The organism is Bacillus sp. NMTD17 (assembly GCF_002998735.1).
In the GTDB taxonomy this organism is placed as follows: Bacteria; Bacillota; Bacilli; order Bacillales; family Bacillaceae; genus Bacillus.
In genome coordinates this window covers 1-16740 of the sequence record NZ_PVRH01000005.1, presented here as the reverse complement: position 1 = coordinate 16740, position 16740 = coordinate 1, and the positions used below count along the sequence as shown (strand labels likewise).

General features: G+C 41.0%; 16 protein-coding genes and 1 pseudogene. 6 read left to right on the top strand and 11 right to left on the bottom strand.

The annotated features are described in order from the left end of the window. Positions 1 to 53: 53 nt before the first annotated feature. Positions 54 to 641, bottom strand: coding sequence for an NAD(P)H-dependent oxidoreductase (locus C6347_RS14335; protein ID WP_060597004.1), 588 nt, complete (start codon positions 639 to 641; stop codon positions 54 to 56). Positions 642 to 758: 117 nt separating this feature from the next. On the opposite strand from C6347_RS14335, the gene C6347_RS14330 reads away from it, so the two are divergent. After that, positions 759 to 1205 carry a MarR family winged helix-turn-helix transcriptional regulator gene (locus tag C6347_RS14330; protein ID WP_106036962.1) on the top strand — a complete coding sequence of 149 codons (447 nt, stop codon included), beginning with the start codon at positions 759 to 761 and terminating at the stop codon, positions 1203 to 1205. Positions 1206 to 1238: 33 nt separating this feature from the next. Here C6347_RS14330 and C6347_RS19265 read toward each other — a convergent pair whose 3' ends face one another. The 7 genes and pseudogenes from C6347_RS19265 to C6347_RS14300 form a co-directional block, all read right to left on the bottom strand. Then, positions 1239 to 1415 (bottom strand): hypothetical protein, encoded by a 177-nt coding sequence (locus C6347_RS19265; protein ID WP_162839365.1) that lies wholly within the window; start codon positions 1413 to 1415, stop codon positions 1239 to 1241. Positions 1416 to 1430: 15 nt separating this feature from the next. Continuing rightward, positions 1431 to 2183, bottom strand: coding sequence for a hypothetical protein (locus tag C6347_RS14325; RefSeq protein ID WP_095285575.1), 753 nt, complete (start codon positions 2181 to 2183; stop codon positions 1431 to 1433). 252 nt (positions 2184 to 2435) lie between these two features. Beyond that, a pseudogene (locus tag C6347_RS14320) lies at positions 2436 to 3051 on the bottom strand (LysE/ArgO family amino acid transporter). A 131-nt stretch (positions 3052 to 3182) separates the two neighbouring features. Beyond that, positions 3183 to 4763, bottom strand: a complete 1581-nt coding sequence (mbcS, locus tag C6347_RS14315) for an acyl-CoA synthetase MbcS (protein WP_060597007.1) — start codon at positions 4761 to 4763, stop codon at positions 3183 to 3185. 225 nt (positions 4764 to 4988) lie between these two features. Next, a complete protein-coding gene (locus C6347_RS14310; RefSeq protein ID WP_024424829.1) occupies positions 4989 to 5201 on the bottom strand; it encodes an alpha/beta-type small acid-soluble spore protein in 213 nt (70 codons plus the stop codon). A gap of 89 nt (positions 5202 to 5290) precedes the next feature. Next, positions 5291 to 6496 carry a tRNA uracil 4-sulfurtransferase ThiI gene (gene thiI, locus C6347_RS14305; protein WP_106071762.1) on the bottom strand — a complete coding sequence of 402 codons (1206 nt, stop codon included), beginning with the start codon at positions 6494 to 6496 and terminating at the stop codon, positions 5291 to 5293. A 4-nt stretch (positions 6497 to 6500) separates the two neighbouring features. Beyond that, complete coding sequence (locus tag C6347_RS14300) at positions 6501 to 7643, bottom strand: cysteine desulfurase family protein (RefSeq protein WP_106071761.1); 1143 nt, start codon at positions 7641 to 7643, stop codon at positions 6501 to 6503. A gap of 200 nt (positions 7644 to 7843) precedes the next feature. Between C6347_RS14300 and brnQ (C6347_RS14295) the strand changes: the two genes are divergently transcribed. Together brnQ (C6347_RS14295) and brnQ (C6347_RS14290) are read left to right on the top strand one after the other, a co-directional pair. Next, complete coding sequence (gene brnQ / locus C6347_RS14295) at positions 7844 to 9187, top strand: branched-chain amino acid transport system II carrier protein (RefSeq protein WP_060597010.1); 1344 nt, start codon at positions 7844 to 7846, stop codon at positions 9185 to 9187. 210 nt (positions 9188 to 9397) lie between these two features. Beyond that, positions 9398 to 10741: a branched-chain amino acid transport system II carrier protein gene (gene brnQ, locus C6347_RS14290; protein WP_060597011.1), complete on the top strand. Its 1344-nt coding sequence runs from the start codon at positions 9398 to 9400 to the stop codon at positions 10739 to 10741. 41 nt (positions 10742 to 10782) lie between these two features. Here the strand turns inward: brnQ (C6347_RS14290) and ezrA are convergent, their stop codons facing one another. Next, positions 10783 to 12486, bottom strand: coding sequence for a septation ring formation regulator EzrA (gene ezrA / locus C6347_RS14285; RefSeq protein WP_106071760.1), 1704 nt, complete (start codon positions 12484 to 12486; stop codon positions 10783 to 10785). Positions 12487 to 12826: 340 nt separating this feature from the next. On the opposite strand from ezrA, the gene hisJ reads away from it, so the two are divergent. Next, entirely contained in the window at positions 12827 to 13642 is an 816-nt protein-coding gene (gene hisJ / locus C6347_RS14280; protein WP_060597013.1) for a histidinol-phosphatase HisJ, read from the top strand. Here hisJ and refZ read toward each other — a convergent pair. Further along, the gene (refZ, locus tag C6347_RS14275; protein ID WP_060597014.1) at positions 13612 to 14277 is read right to left on the bottom strand and encodes a forespore capture DNA-binding protein RefZ; all 666 of its coding nucleotides are present in this window, start codon (positions 14275 to 14277) and stop codon (positions 13612 to 13614) included. The two genes, hisJ and refZ, sit on opposite strands and share 31 nt — an antisense overlap. Before the next feature lie 126 nt (positions 14278 to 14403). Between refZ and C6347_RS14270 the strand changes: the two genes are divergently transcribed. Both C6347_RS14270 and rpsD read left to right on the top strand, forming a co-directional pair. Further along, positions 14404 to 14901 (top strand): GAF domain-containing protein, encoded by a 498-nt coding sequence (locus C6347_RS14270; protein ID WP_095285580.1) that lies wholly within the window; start codon positions 14404 to 14406, stop codon positions 14899 to 14901. Between the two features lie 300 nt (positions 14902 to 15201). Continuing rightward, positions 15202 to 15804, top strand: a complete 603-nt coding sequence (gene rpsD / locus C6347_RS14265) for a 30S ribosomal protein S4 (protein ID WP_034661940.1) — start codon at positions 15202 to 15204, stop codon at positions 15802 to 15804. Positions 15805 to 16039: 235 nt separating this feature from the next. On the opposite strand, the gene C6347_RS14260 is transcribed toward rpsD, so the two are convergent. Beyond that, the coding region (locus C6347_RS14260; protein WP_106071759.1) for a collagen-like triple helix repeat-containing protein at positions 16040 to 16740 on the bottom strand (701 nt) is incomplete at its 5' end.

The window sequence follows — 16740 nt, the reverse complement described above, 5'->3', positions numbered from 1 at the left end:
ATTTTAAAACATAAAAGGATCAAATTAGAAGAAAAGTGACTTCACCAACTGTTTTATGAGCTGATTTTTTTGAAATAGTTGTAGATACGTTTTAATTTGGCCTCATGTTTCCCTTTTGGGCTTTCCATCATGCCGAACTCAAAAAACTTCACAGGTTTGATTCCGACATATTGTAAGAGGGCTCTTTTCATTAACATCTTGTGTGCATTTTGCAAAAAGAATAAAGGGTAGTTGGTTGGCCCTTGCATTGTCGATACACAAACAGCACTTTTTCCTTTTAACAGTCCTTCTGGAAGCAGCCCGCCTGTTTGACGATAAGCAAAATTCGCAGCAAACATGCGGTCAATAAAGCCAATCAGCATGGCTGGCGGCCGCCCCCACCAAATGGGATAAACGAACACGATTTTATCTGCCCATTTGATCTTTTCCTGATACACCCGAATGTCAGGGTCCTTATGCATATCACGCCTTTTTTTCTCTTCATTAAAAATCAGCACAGGATCAAATTCTTCTTTGTATAAATCGATGATTTTCACTTCATGAACAAGTGGATTTTCTTCACTGCCTTTCATAATTTCTTTTAAAAAAGCACCATTTAAACTATTGTGATGAGGGTGAGTATAAATAATGAGTAGATTCATGTGTTGTCTCCTTTTGTTATCATTTGATAACTAAATGATATACCCCTCTTAATTAGTTGTCAAATGATAATTGTTTTTTGATAATAATTTTGGTATGTTACATAGGAGGTGATAAACATGAAGCATCCCCATTTCTTCAAGGAATTCGTAGCATTTGCTTCTACTTTTTCAGAGCTAAAACATGCCCTGATGAGCAAAGTCAAACCGGCTGACCTAACGACCTTACAATACTTAATTCTAGAGCAGCTAGCTGTCAGCGAACCGCTTACGCCTAGTGAAATTGCCGACTGTCAGCACATGTCTCTTCCAAATGTCAGCAGAGAACTAAAAAAACTGCACGAGAAACAATTCATTGCTAGAGAAGAAGACCGTGATGACAAACGAAAACATGTCATTAAGCTGTCTGACAAAGGCCGTGCTTGTATGAACGAAGTCTTCCAGCATATCGAAGGGATGCTATTAGACAGCCTATCTTCCTCGGATATAGAACAAATGGATGATATCGTACAAGCTCTCCGCCTATTAAATCAAACGATTTTCAAAAAAGGACCTAAAAAAGCATGAGCGTATCGCTCATGCAAAGGATTTTTTATTTTATTAATCAAGAGATGCTAAAAAATATGTAATGAGACCGACAATGGGAATGATCGGGATCATGAATTTCAATGTGGTACTGGTATTCTTATATAAATTCCATAGCAACACTGGTATACCAAATGTCAACGTATCAAAAACAGCAAGAACTATTCCCTTGCGCTGTTCTTTATGAGCCATTCTAAAAACCCCCATTTACCAAACTTTTTTCACACAATAACCGGCTAATCCTGCAGATATTCCTCCATTAATCACTGCGCATGCTATACAGCTAGCAGGTCCCGTTAAACAAATATAATAACACGCTCCTAAAACCATTGAACGTAGCGGAAGAGATTCATTCGGGCCGCTTTGCTTTTTTAAGCAGTTCCAAAACTTGTTCCAACTAAAACTCGTTTGAATTTCTGAATCATCTGCCTGGAAAATTTTTTTATTTAATTCCATCATATCTTGCTTTGCACCATTTTCACCATAGGTAAAAGATCCTTTTAAAAACTCCCCTTTTTGGTTGATATGGAACTTATTTTTCAATTTTCCATTTTGGAAGAAATATGAGTGCAAATTTCCTTTCTCATCGTATTCTGCAAGTTGAATATAGTAAGCTTTTATTTGGCTCAATGAAACTGAAATGAAGGAAACATTGTCTAACAGCTGATTATCTGACTTCTTCTTTTTAAGATAAAAGTAAACAACATCCGTTTCAGCAGCGTTCAGATGAACCGCTGCACTTTCTCCATTTAATAGATAACCTTTCTTTTGGGCTAATTCTTTTGCCTTTAAAAATTGAGAGCTTTTTTTTGCCTTTTTTATGAGTTTTTCTTCTGTTTTAACATTTTGTATCTTTTTAAAAGGCTCCTCCTCCTTTATGGTAATAGCTTTTCCTACAGGAAATTGTCCGAATAAAAGTGCTATAAACAATAGCACACAAAACATTTTTCTTAACTTCATCATATATCCTCCTTTAGCAAATTTCATAAAATTATAACCTCTAAAGGAAAATAATGTAATAGACCTTTTTGCCAATAAAACCCACTAGTGGTAATGTATCATATATCCTATTTCTTATCATTTCCTATAGGCAATTGAATGTGATCTTCCTCTTGCGATGATAGTGACACTGGCTGAGGAGCCTTTCCAATACACAAAAAAAGCGCCGGACCTTACCTTCCAAGCGCTTCTTTGCTTTATCCTCTATGTATTTTATAAAATCAATTGATACGCAATGTATAACGCGACAAGCCAGATCATGACCGCTGAAGCTTTATTGATACGGTTCATCCACTTGCCGTTTGTATCTAACTTCCCTAGCATCTTCCCTAAAAAAGCGAGCCCAATAAACCATAACCAGGACACGATGATACAGGCGAGTGTAAATGCCAGTTTTTCTGCCCCGCTATATTGAAGCGAATTTGTTCCAATCACACCAATTGTATCAAGAATGGCGTGGGGATTTAAAAGTGAAACTGAACAGGCAAAGACAATTTGCTTTCTCGCAGGCATAAATTCCTGCTTCTCTTTAGGCATCTGTTGATGAGCTTGTGTTCCACACGGACCATCCCATATAAACTAAAAAACAAAATCCAATGATATAAAGACCGATTTGCAGTACAGGAATGGTGAACACCACAACAGAAACCCCAATGACAGCTAATGCAATTAATAGTGTGTCACAAAGAGCAGCAGTGATAACGACAGGTAAGGCCTGATATAATCGCGGCTGAAGCGCTCCTTGCTGAAACACAAATACATTTTGTGCGCCCAATGGTAAAATGAGACCAAAGGCAAGCACAATTCCATGAATGATGGCAATGAACATCTTCTAACATTCTCCTTTTCCAGCAATTCTTACACATTTTATCATAGAACATCATGACCGCTTCCAGCGGATTTGATTTTCCGTAAAAAAAAGCGCTGGATGCTTCCATCCAAACGCTTTTCGTTTATTCATCATGATCCTTTTCGTGCAAGCTCTCTTTCTCTCAGCTCGACACGGCGGATTTTCGCTGACGGTGTTTTTGGCAGTTCGTCAATGAATTCAATTTCTCTTGGGTATTTGTAAGGTGCTGTTGTGTTTTTCACATGTGTCTGCAGCTCTTTGATCAGCTCATCACTTTGTGCTGATCCATCACGCAGGACGACATATGCCTTCACAATTGATCCTCTGATTTCATCTGGACTAGCCACAACCGCACATTCTTTGACTGCTGGGTGTTTGATCAGTGCATCTTCTACTTCAAACGGCCCAATGGTATAGCCTGAGCTGACGATGATATCATCTCTGCGGCTTTCAAACCAGAAGTACCCATCTTCGTCTTTTTTCGCGCGGTCACCGGTAATAAAGTAATTTCCGCGGCGCTGCGCTTTTGTACGCTCTTCATCTTTGTAGTATTCCTTAAATAACGCCGGCGTTTCGAGATGGACCGCAATGTCACCAACTTCTCCAGGAGCGCATACGCTACCGTCCTCATCAATGATCTCGACTTCGTTGCCAGGTGTTGGTTTTCCCATACTGCCTGGCTTGATGTCCATTCCTTTTAGCACCCCTACGAGCAGTGTGCTTTCTGTTTGGCCATAGCCATCTCGTACTTCTATATCAAAATGCTTTTTGAATGTATCAATGACTTCACGGTTCAACGGCTCTCCCGCAGAAACGGCACTATGCAGCTTTGGCAGCTCGTACTGACTCAAGTCATCTACTTTCGCCATAAAACGATATTCTGTCGGCGTACAGCATAGGACATTGATTTCATTTTTTTGAAGCAGCTCTAAGTACGTATTTGGATTGAATTTCCCTCCGTATACAAAGCCTTCTGCGCCACTTCCTAACACAGATAAGAGAGGGCTCCACACCCATTTTTGCCAGCCTGGCCCTGCTGTCGCCCATACTTTATCTCCCTCATTAATAGAGAGCCATGCTTTGGCAGCTGTGCGTAAATGTGCATACGCCCATCCGTGTGTATGAACAACCCCTTTTGGATGACCTGTCGTACCAGATGTATAGGATAAGAACGCCATGTCTGTACGTGTTGTTGGAGCCATTTGCAGCTCACTTGATTGTTGATCCTTTTGCGCTAGAATATTTGTCCAGCCATGATCGTTTTCACCGATTGAGAATGTTTTAAAATCGTTTGGCTGATTGGTTCCGTCGAACGATTGAATGAATGAAGAGTAAACAATCGCTCCCTTTGCTTCTGCATGTTCAATTCGGTAATCTAAATCTTTTGCACGCAGCATTTCTGAACAAGGAATGACGACCATTCCTGTTTTCAAAATTGCTAAATAAATGCTGTATGCCTCTAGCATGCGCGGCACCATCACAATGATTTTATCGCCTTTTTTAAAGCCTGCATTTAATAATACATGACCAATTTTATTTGCTTCTTCCACTAAAGCTGCATACGTCACATGCGCTTCGTGGCCATTTCCATCCTGCCAGTGCAGGGCCATTTTCTCCTTGTCATGACTGAACGCTTCAATCTCACTGACTAAGTTATATTGTTCTGGTGCAATTAAGTCTTCTCTTTTCATGGTACAGCTCCTTTTAGCCTCTTTCTATGAAACGAAACATGTTTCAATTTACCTATTCTAACACTCATAACTGAAAAATGCTTGAATTAGGACCTACTCCTAGTATTATGCCATAATTTTTTTCATTCGTCTTCTTTTTTAGAAATATTCAAACTATTTTTATGTACAAAAAGAAAAGAGCGGGAATGATCCCGCTCCTAAGCCATAACTTTTTAATTGTGTGTCTTAGAAAGATCCGCCACCCATATGTTGTTGAGCGTAAGATACAAGACGCTTAGTGATTTCTCCACCAACTGATCCGTTAGCGCGAGATGTTGTTTCTGCACCAAGGTTTACACCGAATTCAGAAGCGATTTCGTACTTCATTTGGTCGATTGCTTGTGCAGCGCCTGGTACTAGTAATTGGTTAGAACTGCTTTGTCTGTTTTGTTGAGCCATGTGTTCTCACCTCCTTGTGAATATAGAATGTGTAGAAACACATGACTTCATGCGATTGATTTTATGGTAATTATTATGAAATTTTTGTTTTAGAATAAATCAGCGAATTCGTCTGCCGCTTTCTTCTCATTTGTGACGATGATCGTTTCCATTTGATCCACTGCCTCGTCGAGCATCGGATCGAAATCAGCAAAGCTTTCGTAGCGTTCTACTTTCTCAAGCTTTGGTTTTGTTTTAGGAGATGGCGGCGTAAAGATCGTGCAGCAATCCTCGAAAGGCTGAATACTTGTCTCGTAAGTGCCAATTCGTCTCGCTTCATCAATAATGTCATTTTTATCAACAGCAATGAGCGGTCGAATGATTGGTGTATTGGTCACATGGTTAATCGCATACATGCTTTCCAGTGTCTGACTTGCGACTTGTCCAAGGCTTTCACCCGTAATAATCGCAAGAGCATCACGCTTCGCTCTTATTTTATCAGCTATTTTCAGCATCATTCTTCTTGTAGATGTCATCGTATAGTTTTCAGGTACTTGTTTGTGAATCAGCTCTTGAATTTTTGTAAAAGGAACGATGTGAAGCTTCACTTCGCCTCCATATGCTGCTAAGCATTCTGTAAGATCAATGACCTTTTGCTTGGCACGTTCACTTGTATATGGGGGACTAAAAAAATGTACAGCCTCAATTTGAATCCCGCGTTTCATCGCTTGATAGCCGGCAACTGGGCTGTCAAAGCCGCCTGAAAGCATGAGCATCGCTCTTCCGCTTGAACCAACCGGCAGGCCGCCAGCACCCTTGACATCTTTAAATGTAATATACGTCGCATGTTCTCTTATTTCAATGCGCAAATGTACATCCGGCTGTTTGACATTGACCGTTAAGTTTTCCGTATTCTTCAGCACATGTCCGCCAATTTCGCGGTTCATTTCATTTGAATCAAGTTCAAATTGTTTATAAGAGCGTTTCGTTGAGACCTTAAATGTATTTCCTTGTTCATATACTTCCTGTACCGCTGTGAGTGACGCTTCTTTGATGGCATCGAGATTTGTCTCACATTTCACCGCAAGACTAAAGCTTTGAATGCCAAATACACTTTTGAGCTGTTCTGAAATCGGTTCAGGGTCTTCTCCGTTCAGCATGATCGTGATGCGGTCTCTGTCAGATGCGTACTTTAATGCATCAAAATCTTTTAATACAAATCGGATATGTTGTCTTAGTTTTTCAATAAATTTCTTTCTATTCTTCCCTTTTGTTGAGATCTCACCAAAACGGACTAAAATATGATCATATTTCATGCTGTTATCTCATTCCTTTTAGTTTTTTTACACTATGTGCGATCGATGTGATGATTTGCGGCGCTAGCTCTGGTCCTTGTCCAAATGTCAAACTGATTCTCATACTGCTTTTGGCCACTTCTTCTGCTTTCCCCATCGCTAGCAGCACACGACTTGGCTCTTTTTTCTTGGCTGAGCAGGCAGAGGTTGTCGAGACATACATGCCTTCTTTTTCAAGCATATGGAGAAGAACCTCGATTTGAATACCTGGCACTGAAAAATTCACAATGTGCGGCGCACTTTGCGTCAGCGGTGTGTTGATGACAATACCTTCTATTTCTCCAAGCTGTTTTTGCAGCTGCGTTTTTAAGTTAAGCATTTCATCATGATAATTTTTCAGCCGTTCGAATGATTGTTTCATGGCTTTTGCTAAGCTGACAGCACCAGCAGGGTTTTCAGTACCTGACCGTAGTCCTAATTCCTGCTCCCCTCCTGTGATGAAAGGGGCAAGCACAACATCTTTTTTTAAAAAGAGCGCTCCTGTCCCTTTTAAGCCATGAATTTTGTGGCCAGATATCGTCAAAAGATCCACATCCAGCTGTTTATTAAGTGCTACTCTGCACATTCCCTGGACCCCGTCGACATGAAAAAGGGCATTTTCGGCATGCTCACGAATGATGCCAGCAGCTTCTTCAATCGGCTGGATGGCACCCGTTTCGTTATTGACATGCATCATGCTGACCAGTACTGTATCAGGGCGTAGCACTTCTTTTAAATGATTCATATCAGCATGGCCATGCTCATTTACTTGAATATAGGAGATATCAAAACCAAATAAAGCCTTCAGCTGTTCAAACGATTCGATGACAGAGGGGTGTTCAATTGCTGTTGTCACAATATGTTTCCCCCGGTTCATTTTGGCTAGAGCTGCTCCTTTAATGGCAATGTTATTTGCTTCTGTTGCGCCAGAAGTGAAAATAATCTCATATTGTTTCAATCCTGTATAGTGAAGCATTTGTTTTCTCGTTTCACTTAGCAGCCGGCTGGCATCAATTCCGAGCTGATGAAGCGAAGACGGATTACCAAAAAAACGCTCACTCACTTGCTGATATACTTGTAAAACCTCTGGATAAGGCTTGGTTGTTGCACTATTATCAAGATAGATCATATTGTAACTCCTTACAAAAAGCTTAAAAAATAAATGCATTTATATGTTACCATAATGAAGTCAGACAGAGAATTTTCTGAAAATGGCAGTTGACAACTTTTCATTTTCACTATATCATCCATAGTGCAATTGTCACACGATCATCTAAATTGTCAGAATATTTTAATTTGACACACTACACTGATTAAGGAGGAACTATTTTGAAAAATAGTTTAAGTATAAAAGAGACGCTAGCCATTGGTCTAATGCTTTTTGCATTATTCTTTGGCGCAGGAAATATGATTTTCCCACCTGTTCTTGGACAATATGCGGGTGAGAATGTATGGCTTGCCATCGGTGGATTTTTACTCACAGGAGTAGGTCTTCCGCTTCTAGGGGTGATTGCAGTCGCCCTTACAGGTACCGGTGCAAAAGGCCTTGCGGATAAAGCGCACCCAAAATTCGGGACCATCTTCACCGTTATTCTGTATTTATCCATCGGACCATTTTTCGCTATTCCGCGAACTGGTACGGTTTCATACGAGATAGGATTAGCTCCATTTCTGTCAGGGGCACAGTCCACTTCATGGGTACCACTATTCATCTTTACCGTTGTGTTTTTCACTATTTCATACCTGCTTGCTTTAAATCCTTCAAAGCTGGTTGATCGAATTGGTAAAATTTTGACACCGATCTTATTAACTGTTATTGCCATTATTGTCATTAAAGCCATTGCTACGCCAATGGGAATGATCGGTGCTCCTGATGCAACATATGAAGCAAACCCGCTCTTCACTGGATTTTTAGAAGGCTATAAAACAATGGATGCTCTTGCTTCTATCGTATTTGGGATCGTCGTGGTGACGGCTGTTAAGGAAAGAGGCATCACGGAGCGTAAATCTCTTGCAGCGGCTTGTATTAAAGCAGGACTCGTGGCAGCTGTTGGGCTGGCATTGGTGTACATTTCACTTGCTTATGTGGGTGCTTCAAGTCCTGATGCGACGGGAATGGTTGGAGCAAATGACGGCGGCAAACTGCTTTCACTTTCTGCCAACTTTTTATTCGGTTCTGCTGGAAACATTGTACTTGGCGCAGCCATTTTATTCGCTTGTTTAACGACTAGTGTTGGACTTATTTCATCCTGTGGGGAATATTTTTCAAAGCTCATCCCTAGCCTTTCTTATCGCACAGTCGTTCTAATTGTTTCTTTATTTAGTACACTGGTTGCAAACCTTGGTTTGGCACAAATTATCTCTCTATCTGTTCCAGTTCTTGTGACAATCTATCCACTGGCAATTGTCATTATTTTATTGTCATTCCTTGATCGCTGGATTAACGGAAGAAGACTCATTTATATCGTATCTCTTATCTTTACTGGTTTCTTTGCCATCATTGATGGATTATTAGCTGCCAAAGTGAACCTCGGTGACTTGCCTGACATCTTAGATTCAATCGTACCGTTTTACGATTTAGGCATTGGCTGGATCTTACCAGCTATTATCGGTGCTGTGGTTGGTTTACTTATTTCGATGTTTACCAGCCCGCCCAAACAGCTCGCCTCATAGTCATAAACCGAAACATCCCCTTCTTCATTGGAAGGGGATGTTTTTTATTGTTCTCCATATACTAAAATAGAAAAATTCATGACTTTTGTACGAAAACACATGTTGACATCAGGCGTACATCCTTTATAATTAGTGAATGTTAATGATGAACGGTTACTTAGCAACTAATTAACAGAATATTTCAACATAATAATGGAGGCTTTAAATGCAATGAAGGCAACTTTGTCGACGAAAGATACAGTTATTATCGGTTTTATGTTATTTGCTCTATTCTTCGGCGCCGGAAATATGATTTATCCACCAGAGCTTGGGCAATATGCTGGGCAAAATGTGTGGAAAGCAATGGGCGGATTTTTATTAACAGGTGTCGGTTTACCTCTTCTAGGGATTATTGCGATCGCTTTAACAGGTCGAGATGCGAAAGGATTAGCTGATAAAGCTCACCCAGCTTTTGGAACAGCGTTTACCGTCATTTTATATTTATCTATTGGGCCGCTTTTCGCTATTCCTCGTACAGGAACGGTTTCATATGAAATTGGTGCATTACCCTTTTTAGCAGGTGTACCAGCTTGGCTCTCACTTCTTTTATTCACACTTGTCTTTTTTGGTATTACATATTATCTTGCTCTAAATCCAACGAAGATTGTGGATCGTGTAGGGAAAGTGTTAACACCAATTAAATTTACGATTATTTTTATTATTATTGTCAAAGCCATTTTAACGCCGATGGGCGCCGTTGGCACACCTGATGTATCCTATAGCAGCGGATCATTTTTCAAAGGATTTCTAGAGGGCTATAAAACAATGGATGCTCTTGCTTCTATTGTGTTTGGGGTTGTTGTCATCAACGCCATTAAAGGACGCGGTGTGACAAGTAAAAAGGCACTGACTTCTGCTTGTATCAAAGCGGGTCTGATTGCAGCTTGCGGATTAACATTTGTTTATCTATCTCTTGCTTATTTAGGCGCTTCAAGTACACACGCCATTGGTTTTGTTGGAGATGGCAGTAAAATCTTGGCTCAGTCTTCTCAATTCCTATTTGGCAGTTTAGGAAATATTGTGTTGGGTGCCGCGATTACGGTTGCTTGTTTAACAACAAGTATCGGTCTCGTTACATCATGCGGAGAGTATTTCTCAAATTTATTACCTAAACTTTCTTATAAAATGGTCGTAACACTAGTGACATTATTTAGTTTTATCATTTCAAATTTTGGACTTGCTCACATTATCGCTTTCTCTGTACCGGTTTTAACTGCGATTTATCCGCTAGCGATTGTCATCATTGTGTTATCGCTGGCAGATAAATGGCTTGGTCAAAGAAGACCTGTTTATGTCCTTACTTTGATTTTAACTGGCTGCGTCAGTTTGTTTGACGGCTTAGTAGCAGCGAAACTCCCGATTGGACCAGTGGAGGATCTCTTTCAAACGATATTACCTTTATATGACCTTGGTATTGGCTGGGTTGTTCCTGCTATTTTCGGAGTGGTCATTGGGTTCGTTCTTTCTCTTTTCACTTCTTCTGCTTCCCAAAAGCGGGAGAAACAAGCATCTTAACAGAAAAAAGCTGAAGTCCTGTAAATGGACTTCAGCTTTTTTTATTGGTGCTGATACTCTTTTTCTTGCTGAGCTAACAGCTTCTGAACGGCTCCGGGTGATGCTTTTTCAACAGCCGCTGCTGCTACATCAAATGATCCGTTGTAATCGTAGGCATAGAATCTTCGTTCTGCCTCTTTTAGTTGTTCTGAAAGAATATGGTTTTGGCTTCTAAAACGATTGCCGTATTGAATGATTCGTTCAATTTGGTCCACTTTACTGAGCATTTCTTCTGTCTCATCCGCAACATTTCTGACTGTGTCAGAGGCTTCTTTTAATTGTTGATTCACTGCCGGCATGTTGAGCGGCAGGTTTTCCAGCTGCTCATGCACTTGCTGGATCATCTCCTGCGCTTTTTCAGCCCGCTCTTTCATCTCAGCAGGTACACCTGGGATATTGCTTTTATGCAGCTGGCGGACTGTATCTGTCAGCATGGTTTTGAGCTCAGCCAGTGTTTCTCTCGCTTGTAATTCTTCTTTTCTTAATGATTGTAGATGACCTTTAAATGTGTCATGCAATGCTTTTGCATCATCGATAAAGGTCTCCAGCTGATTGATTTCATCCATTAATAATGAATATGCCACGTGGTCACGATCAAGCTTCTCGCGGATTTGTTTCATCAGCTTTTCAATTTCTTCTAAACGTTTTTCGAATGCTTTCTGTTGATCGAGCTCTCCTGCTGTCAGCTTGTAGCTTTCTTTCACAAGAGCCGTTTCTGCCTTTGTTTGTGTGTGATCTTGTTCAAGCTTCTCGAATGCTTCTGTGAGCTCAGGCATTTTGCTTTTGATTTCCTGACCTGCTTCTACTTCCGCCTCCAGCTGATCATACAGCGTCTCAATCGCATCATTGATCATTTGCAGAATGCTTGATGCCTCTTCTAAATTGAGTTCATCAATGAGTAATTTTTCCGCTCTCGCAAGCTGTTTGTTTAAAGTCTCCAGCTCTTTCGTGATCTGGATGTGCTCCAGCTTGTAGCCTTTTTCTGTCATTTCTTGATATCCGTCTTTCAGCTTCGTCAGCTGACCTGGTACGGTTTGTTTGCAGTCTGCAATAAGCTTTGGTACATCATTGATATATAGTTGAAGCTGGTCGAGTCTGCGGTCTTGCTCAAGCAAAATCTTTCTTGCCTTCATGTAGTTTCCGTTTTCTGTTTCTTCCTCGTACTGCTTGATCCCTTCCCAGGCCTCATCTAAGTCCTGCTCCATTTTGTCATAAAGGGTGCCATATAAATGGCTGTACGCAAGCAGATTTTTTCGAACTGTTTGATATTGCTCTTTGACCTTTTCAATGTCCTTGCGATTTTGCTCCTCGCTTGTGACAAGGTCTGCAATTTCTTTTAAAATGTCTTCAATGTTCGAATCAGCAGCACTCAGCAAGTCCTCAATGTGCGTAAGAACCTGCTTGGCTTTGGAGAATCGATATTTATCAGAATACTCTTCTGCATCATATAATAGCTCCTCTACCTTTGGAAGATGGGCTGTGACGATATCGTCCCATTCTGCACGCCATCTTTCAAAAAATTGCTCTGTTTCTCCGGTCATTTTTAAATGTTTGATTTTTGAAATTTCTTCTACAATTGATCTGTTTAAAATTTCAATTTTCCATGCTTCCAATCGGTCAATCTCTTTATATATTTTTTTTCGCAGGAAATAACCGACTGAAAACAAAGCAAGCAAAATGACAATTAAACCGATGATAAACTCCATAATGAGCCCCCTTGTTGTGATCTAAGTGATGTCAGGGTAAAAGTGTCCCGAGTAGACCTGAGAACCCTTTCGTGTCCGCTTTGCATTTGTCTTTTTATAAACAGGATCGTATGTTTTCCAATACCATCCATTCACGGTTTTATGTATGTTTTTCAAGAAAGTATTTGAGCGCTTTCTATCATTTGATCACACGTATCCATGTGACCTGCTTTTATGTATGCGGAAGCTGTCGTTTTCATTGTTATTATGATACCATGTAACCAGCATTTTTGGTCATGATTTTTCATTATTTTCGCTGATAAACATCACGTTTTTCAAAATATCGACAAGAGGTGACGACATGCTGAAGCAGGATGCACATCTACATACACCGTTTTGCCCGCACGGCTCGCTTGATTCATTTCATTCTTATATTGAAAAAGCCATCAAAAAGGGATTTGATTCCATAACCTTTACCGAGCATGCCCCTCTGCCTCCATCGTTTCGAGATCCAACACCAGAGCAGGATAGTGCCATGAAGCTCCAAGAACTTGACTCGTATATAACGAAATTGGATCAGCTGAAACAGGAATACAAAGGCCAATTAATAGTAAAAACTGGGCTTGAGGTTGACTATATCAAAGAGTATGAAGAGGAAACAAGTGCCTTTTTAGACTGCTATGGTCCAGAACTAGACGATAGCATTTTATCTGTTCACTTTCTTCCTGCTGGCGATGATTATATTTGCCTTGATTTTGACGAGCATGCCTTCAAGCAGCTAATAAGCGCCTATGGCAGCATCGAACAGGTCTATCAAAGCTACTATGACCAAATTCATTCTTCTATTCTATCATCTTTAGGTCGCTATAAGCCAAAGAGAATCGGTCATATCACCCTTGTGCAGAAATTCAAACAGCTTTTCCCATTTGAGATGCCGCCTGAACTTTGTCAAAAGGTCACCCTTTGTCTTGAAGAAACGGCAAAAAAAGGCATGTCCTTAGATTTTAATACATCAGGTCTTCGTAAAACATATGCCAGAAGTATCTATTTAGATCAATGGATGATTGATCTTGCAAAACAGAAAAAAATTCCGCTCATATTCGGGTCTGATGCCCATCAAGCGGAAGATCTCGGATATGCTTATGATCAATTCGAAGACATCATGAGTTTTAAGTGAGAATCTAATGCCGGCTTTTTTGGTTCTAGTAAATGATGAAGCGAGCGGCTTAGTTCTTTAAAATACATTTGATAGAAATAAGGCTCATTTGGATTCAAATAAAGCACCTCCGTTAAATATTGCGGCTGTAAATAGGGCATCATGAGTAGTGATTTCAGTTGAATCATAAACGATGAGAGTGAGAGCTGCTCACAAATCACATGGGTGCTTTTTCCTTTTTCAATAATGAGCTGAAACAAATATTTTTCTTTTGTTAAATAGGTCGACATAATTTCTCTAATGAGCGTCGAATCAATCGTCACCTCTCGATAAACGAAACGGGTTAATTGACGGTGCTTGTGCTGATAAGATAAAATATCAAAAACCACATGAAGTAAACATTCTTTTGCGTGACGAGTTTCCATGTGATGGATATGTGATTCAATCATGTGAATATAGCCTTCATAAAAATCGGATACAAGCTGCTCAAGCAGCCCTCCTTTTCCTTGAAAGTAATAAGATATGTGGGCAACGTTGACGTTTGCTTCCTTCGCAATCTCACGGACAGAGGTTCCAGAAAATCCTTTTTGGTTAAAAAGTCTGATGGAAGCTTCAATAATACGGTCTTTTGTTTGCACGGTTGTTGATGTTTTCATCCGCTCACCCCTCTTCATGTGTACATACTTCAAGATGAAGGCGGAAGTTCCTTTTACAATTGCTCGACAAATCCCACATGCGAGACGCAAGTTATGTATTTTTGAGATAGAAAGTAGGAGATTTTCATGTTTCATGTCGAAAAACAGTCTGGCGATCCATCAAAAGACTATCAATTGCTTGTTAAACAGGTAGAAGCCATTACAGATGGTGAGCCTGATCTGATTGCCAATTTGGCAAATGCTGCGGCGCTATTGTATCATTCACTCCCAGAGGTCAATTGGGCTGGATTTTATTTGGCTAAAGGGGGCGAGCTTGTGCTCGGACCGTTTAACGGACTGCCTGCATGTGTGCGCATCCCGTCTGGAAAAGGCGTTTGCGGTACTGCGTTTGCAACAGGTGAAGTCCAGCGTATCGCTGATGTGCATGCATTCCCTGGACATATCGCATGTGATGCAGCATCGCAATCTGAAATTGTCGTTCCGCTCAAGGTAAATGGACAGATCATTGGGGTACTCGACATTGACAGCCCCGTGAAAGACCGTTTCAGTGAAATAGATGAAACCTACTTAATTCAATTTACCGAGGTGCTCCAAAAGGCGTTATCCATCTCTACAGATGCGTAATCTTGCAAAAAAGCAGGCACATTGTCTGCTTTTTTATTTTTCTTCGCATAACGTGAAGCGTCACGTCTGCCTCTAAATAGGTTGACTTCTCCTATCCAGCGTCATATAATAGAATTTGTGTGAAATATGGCAGCCTTTTTGTTCGGCTTTTTTGTATCATTTTGTTCCTTCTATTTGAAGGTGCATCTTGTAACTCCCTGCTGCTGGAGCGAGGATGCATGAAAACATAATGACGGAAAAGACAAAGAACAGACGGTTTTTATTTTTCACAAATAAAAACAAATAAGGAGGAGTCACATTATGGCTCGCTATACAGGTCCAAGTTGGAAGATTTCCCGCCGTTTAGGCATTTCATTAAGCGGAACAGGTAAGGAACTTGAAAAACGCCCTTACGCTCCAGGCCCACATGGTCCAGGACAACGCAAAAAACTATCTGAATACGGTTTACAATTACAAGAGAAGCAAAAGCTTCGTCACATGTACGGTGTCAACGAACGTCAATTCCGTACACTATTTGACAAAGCTGCTAAACTTCCTGGTAAACAAGGTGAAAACTTCATGATTCTTCTTGAAACTCGCCTTGACAACCTAGTATACCGTCTTGGCCTTGCTCGTACTCGCCGCCAAGCTCGTCAGCTAGTCAACCATGGTCACATCCTTGTTGATGGAAGCCGTGTAGACATCCCATCTTTCTCTGTGAAACCAGGTCAAACGATTGCTCTTCGTGAGAAATCTCAAAACCTTGCAGTTGTGAAAGAATCAGTTGAAGTAAACAACTTCGTTCCTGAATATCTTTCTTTCGATGCTGAAAAGCTTGAAGGAACTTTCACTCGTCTTCCAGAGCGTTCTGAATTAGCGCCTGAAATCAGCGAACAACTAATCGTTGAGTTCTACTCTCGTTAATTTCATTACTCTCTTAAAGAGAGATCAAACAAACCCTAGAGACCTTGATTGTTCAAGGTGGTCTAGGGTTTTTTGTTTGTATTCTCGTATGAACAAATGAATTTAAAACATATAATGGGAAACAGACTATGCACAAGACGAGCACCGGGCAAGACTTCCAAGAAACGGCTGAAAAAAGATATTCAAATGAAAAGGTCCTTTTGAGTGCTTCTATAAGCATCTCTAAACATTTAAGTTAGTCTAATTTTTTAATAACAATAGAAGCGTTCACGTTTGTTTGAGTCCCTCCTGCTAGGGTTTGAAGAGTAACTGCTGCTGCGGAAGTATGGTTTACAAGAGTAAGCGTGTCACCCGCTGCTAGAGCGAGGATGGCCTGACCGTTATTCTGTTGAGTACCAGCTCCTGAACCATAAACTGTGTTCGTCACAGGAGCTCCATTTACAAATAGAGTGAATTGATTTGGCTCTACGCCAGAAACTGAAAAAGTAACCTCATAGTTTCCTGGATTGGTCACTATAATTTGAGAAGTTCCAGGGGCATGTGTAATACCAGGAGTAGTAATTCCAGTTGAGTCAAAAATCACCGGGGCTTCTAAAGCTACTGTTTGAGCACTTAGATTGTATACATATGCAAATTCAGCTAGCCCTGCACCTGTGACTCCCGTGGCTCCTGTTGGACCGGTCGCTCCGGTATCTCCTGCGGCACCGGTTACTCCCGTCGGACCGGTCGCTCCGGTATCTCCTGCGGCACCGGTTACTCCCGTCGGACCGGTCGCTCCGGTATCTCCTGCGGCACCGGTTACTCCCGTCGGACCGGTCGCTCCGGTATCTCCTGCGGCACCTGTGACCCCCGTTGGACCGGTTGCTCCGGTATCTCCCGTGGCTCCTGTTACTCCCGTTGGACCGGTCGCTCCGGTATCTCCTGCGGCACCTGTGA

Excerpts from the sequence above, each read along its gene's own strand:
- C6347_RS14335 (WP_060597004.1), bottom strand. The coding sequence starts at position 641 with ATGAATCTACTCATTATTTATACTCACCCTCATCACAATAGTTTAAAT.
- C6347_RS14330 (WP_106036962.1), top strand. The coding sequence starts at position 759 with ATGAAGCATCCCCATTTCTTCAAGGAATTCGTAGCATTTGCTTCTACT.
- C6347_RS19265 (WP_162839365.1), bottom strand. The coding sequence starts at position 1,415 with ATGGCTCATAAAGAACAGCGCAAGGGAATAGTTCTTGCTGTTTTTGAT.
- C6347_RS14325 (WP_095285575.1), bottom strand. The coding sequence starts at position 2,183 with ATGAAGTTAAGAAAAATGTTTTGTGTGCTATTGTTTATAGCACTTTTA.
- mbcS (WP_060597007.1), bottom strand. The coding sequence starts at position 4,763 with ATGAAAAGAGAAGACTTAATTGCACCAGAACAATATAACTTAGTCAGT.
- C6347_RS14310 (WP_024424829.1), bottom strand. The coding sequence starts at position 5,201 with ATGGCTCAACAAAACAGACAAAGCAGTTCTAACCAATTACTAGTACCA.
- thiI (WP_106071762.1), bottom strand. The coding sequence starts at position 6,496 with ATGAAATATGATCATATTTTAGTCCGTTTTGGTGAGATCTCAACAAAA.
- C6347_RS14300 (WP_106071761.1), bottom strand. The coding sequence starts at position 7,643 with ATGATCTATCTTGATAATAGTGCAACAACCAAGCCTTATCCAGAGGTT.
- brnQ (WP_060597011.1), top strand. The coding sequence starts at position 9,398 with ATGAAGGCAACTTTGTCGACGAAAGATACAGTTATTATCGGTTTTATG.
- ezrA (WP_106071760.1), bottom strand. The coding sequence starts at position 12,486 with ATGGAGTTTATCATCGGTTTAATTGTCATTTTGCTTGCTTTGTTTTCA.
- hisJ (WP_060597013.1), top strand. The coding sequence starts at position 12,827 with ATGCTGAAGCAGGATGCACATCTACATACACCGTTTTGCCCGCACGGC.
- refZ (WP_060597014.1), bottom strand. The coding sequence starts at position 14,277 with ATGAAAACATCAACAACCGTGCAAACAAAAGACCGTATTATTGAAGCT.
- C6347_RS14270 (WP_095285580.1), top strand. The coding sequence starts at position 14,404 with ATGTTTCATGTCGAAAAACAGTCTGGCGATCCATCAAAAGACTATCAA.
- rpsD (WP_034661940.1), top strand. The coding sequence starts at position 15,202 with ATGGCTCGCTATACAGGTCCAAGTTGGAAGATTTCCCGCCGTTTAGGC.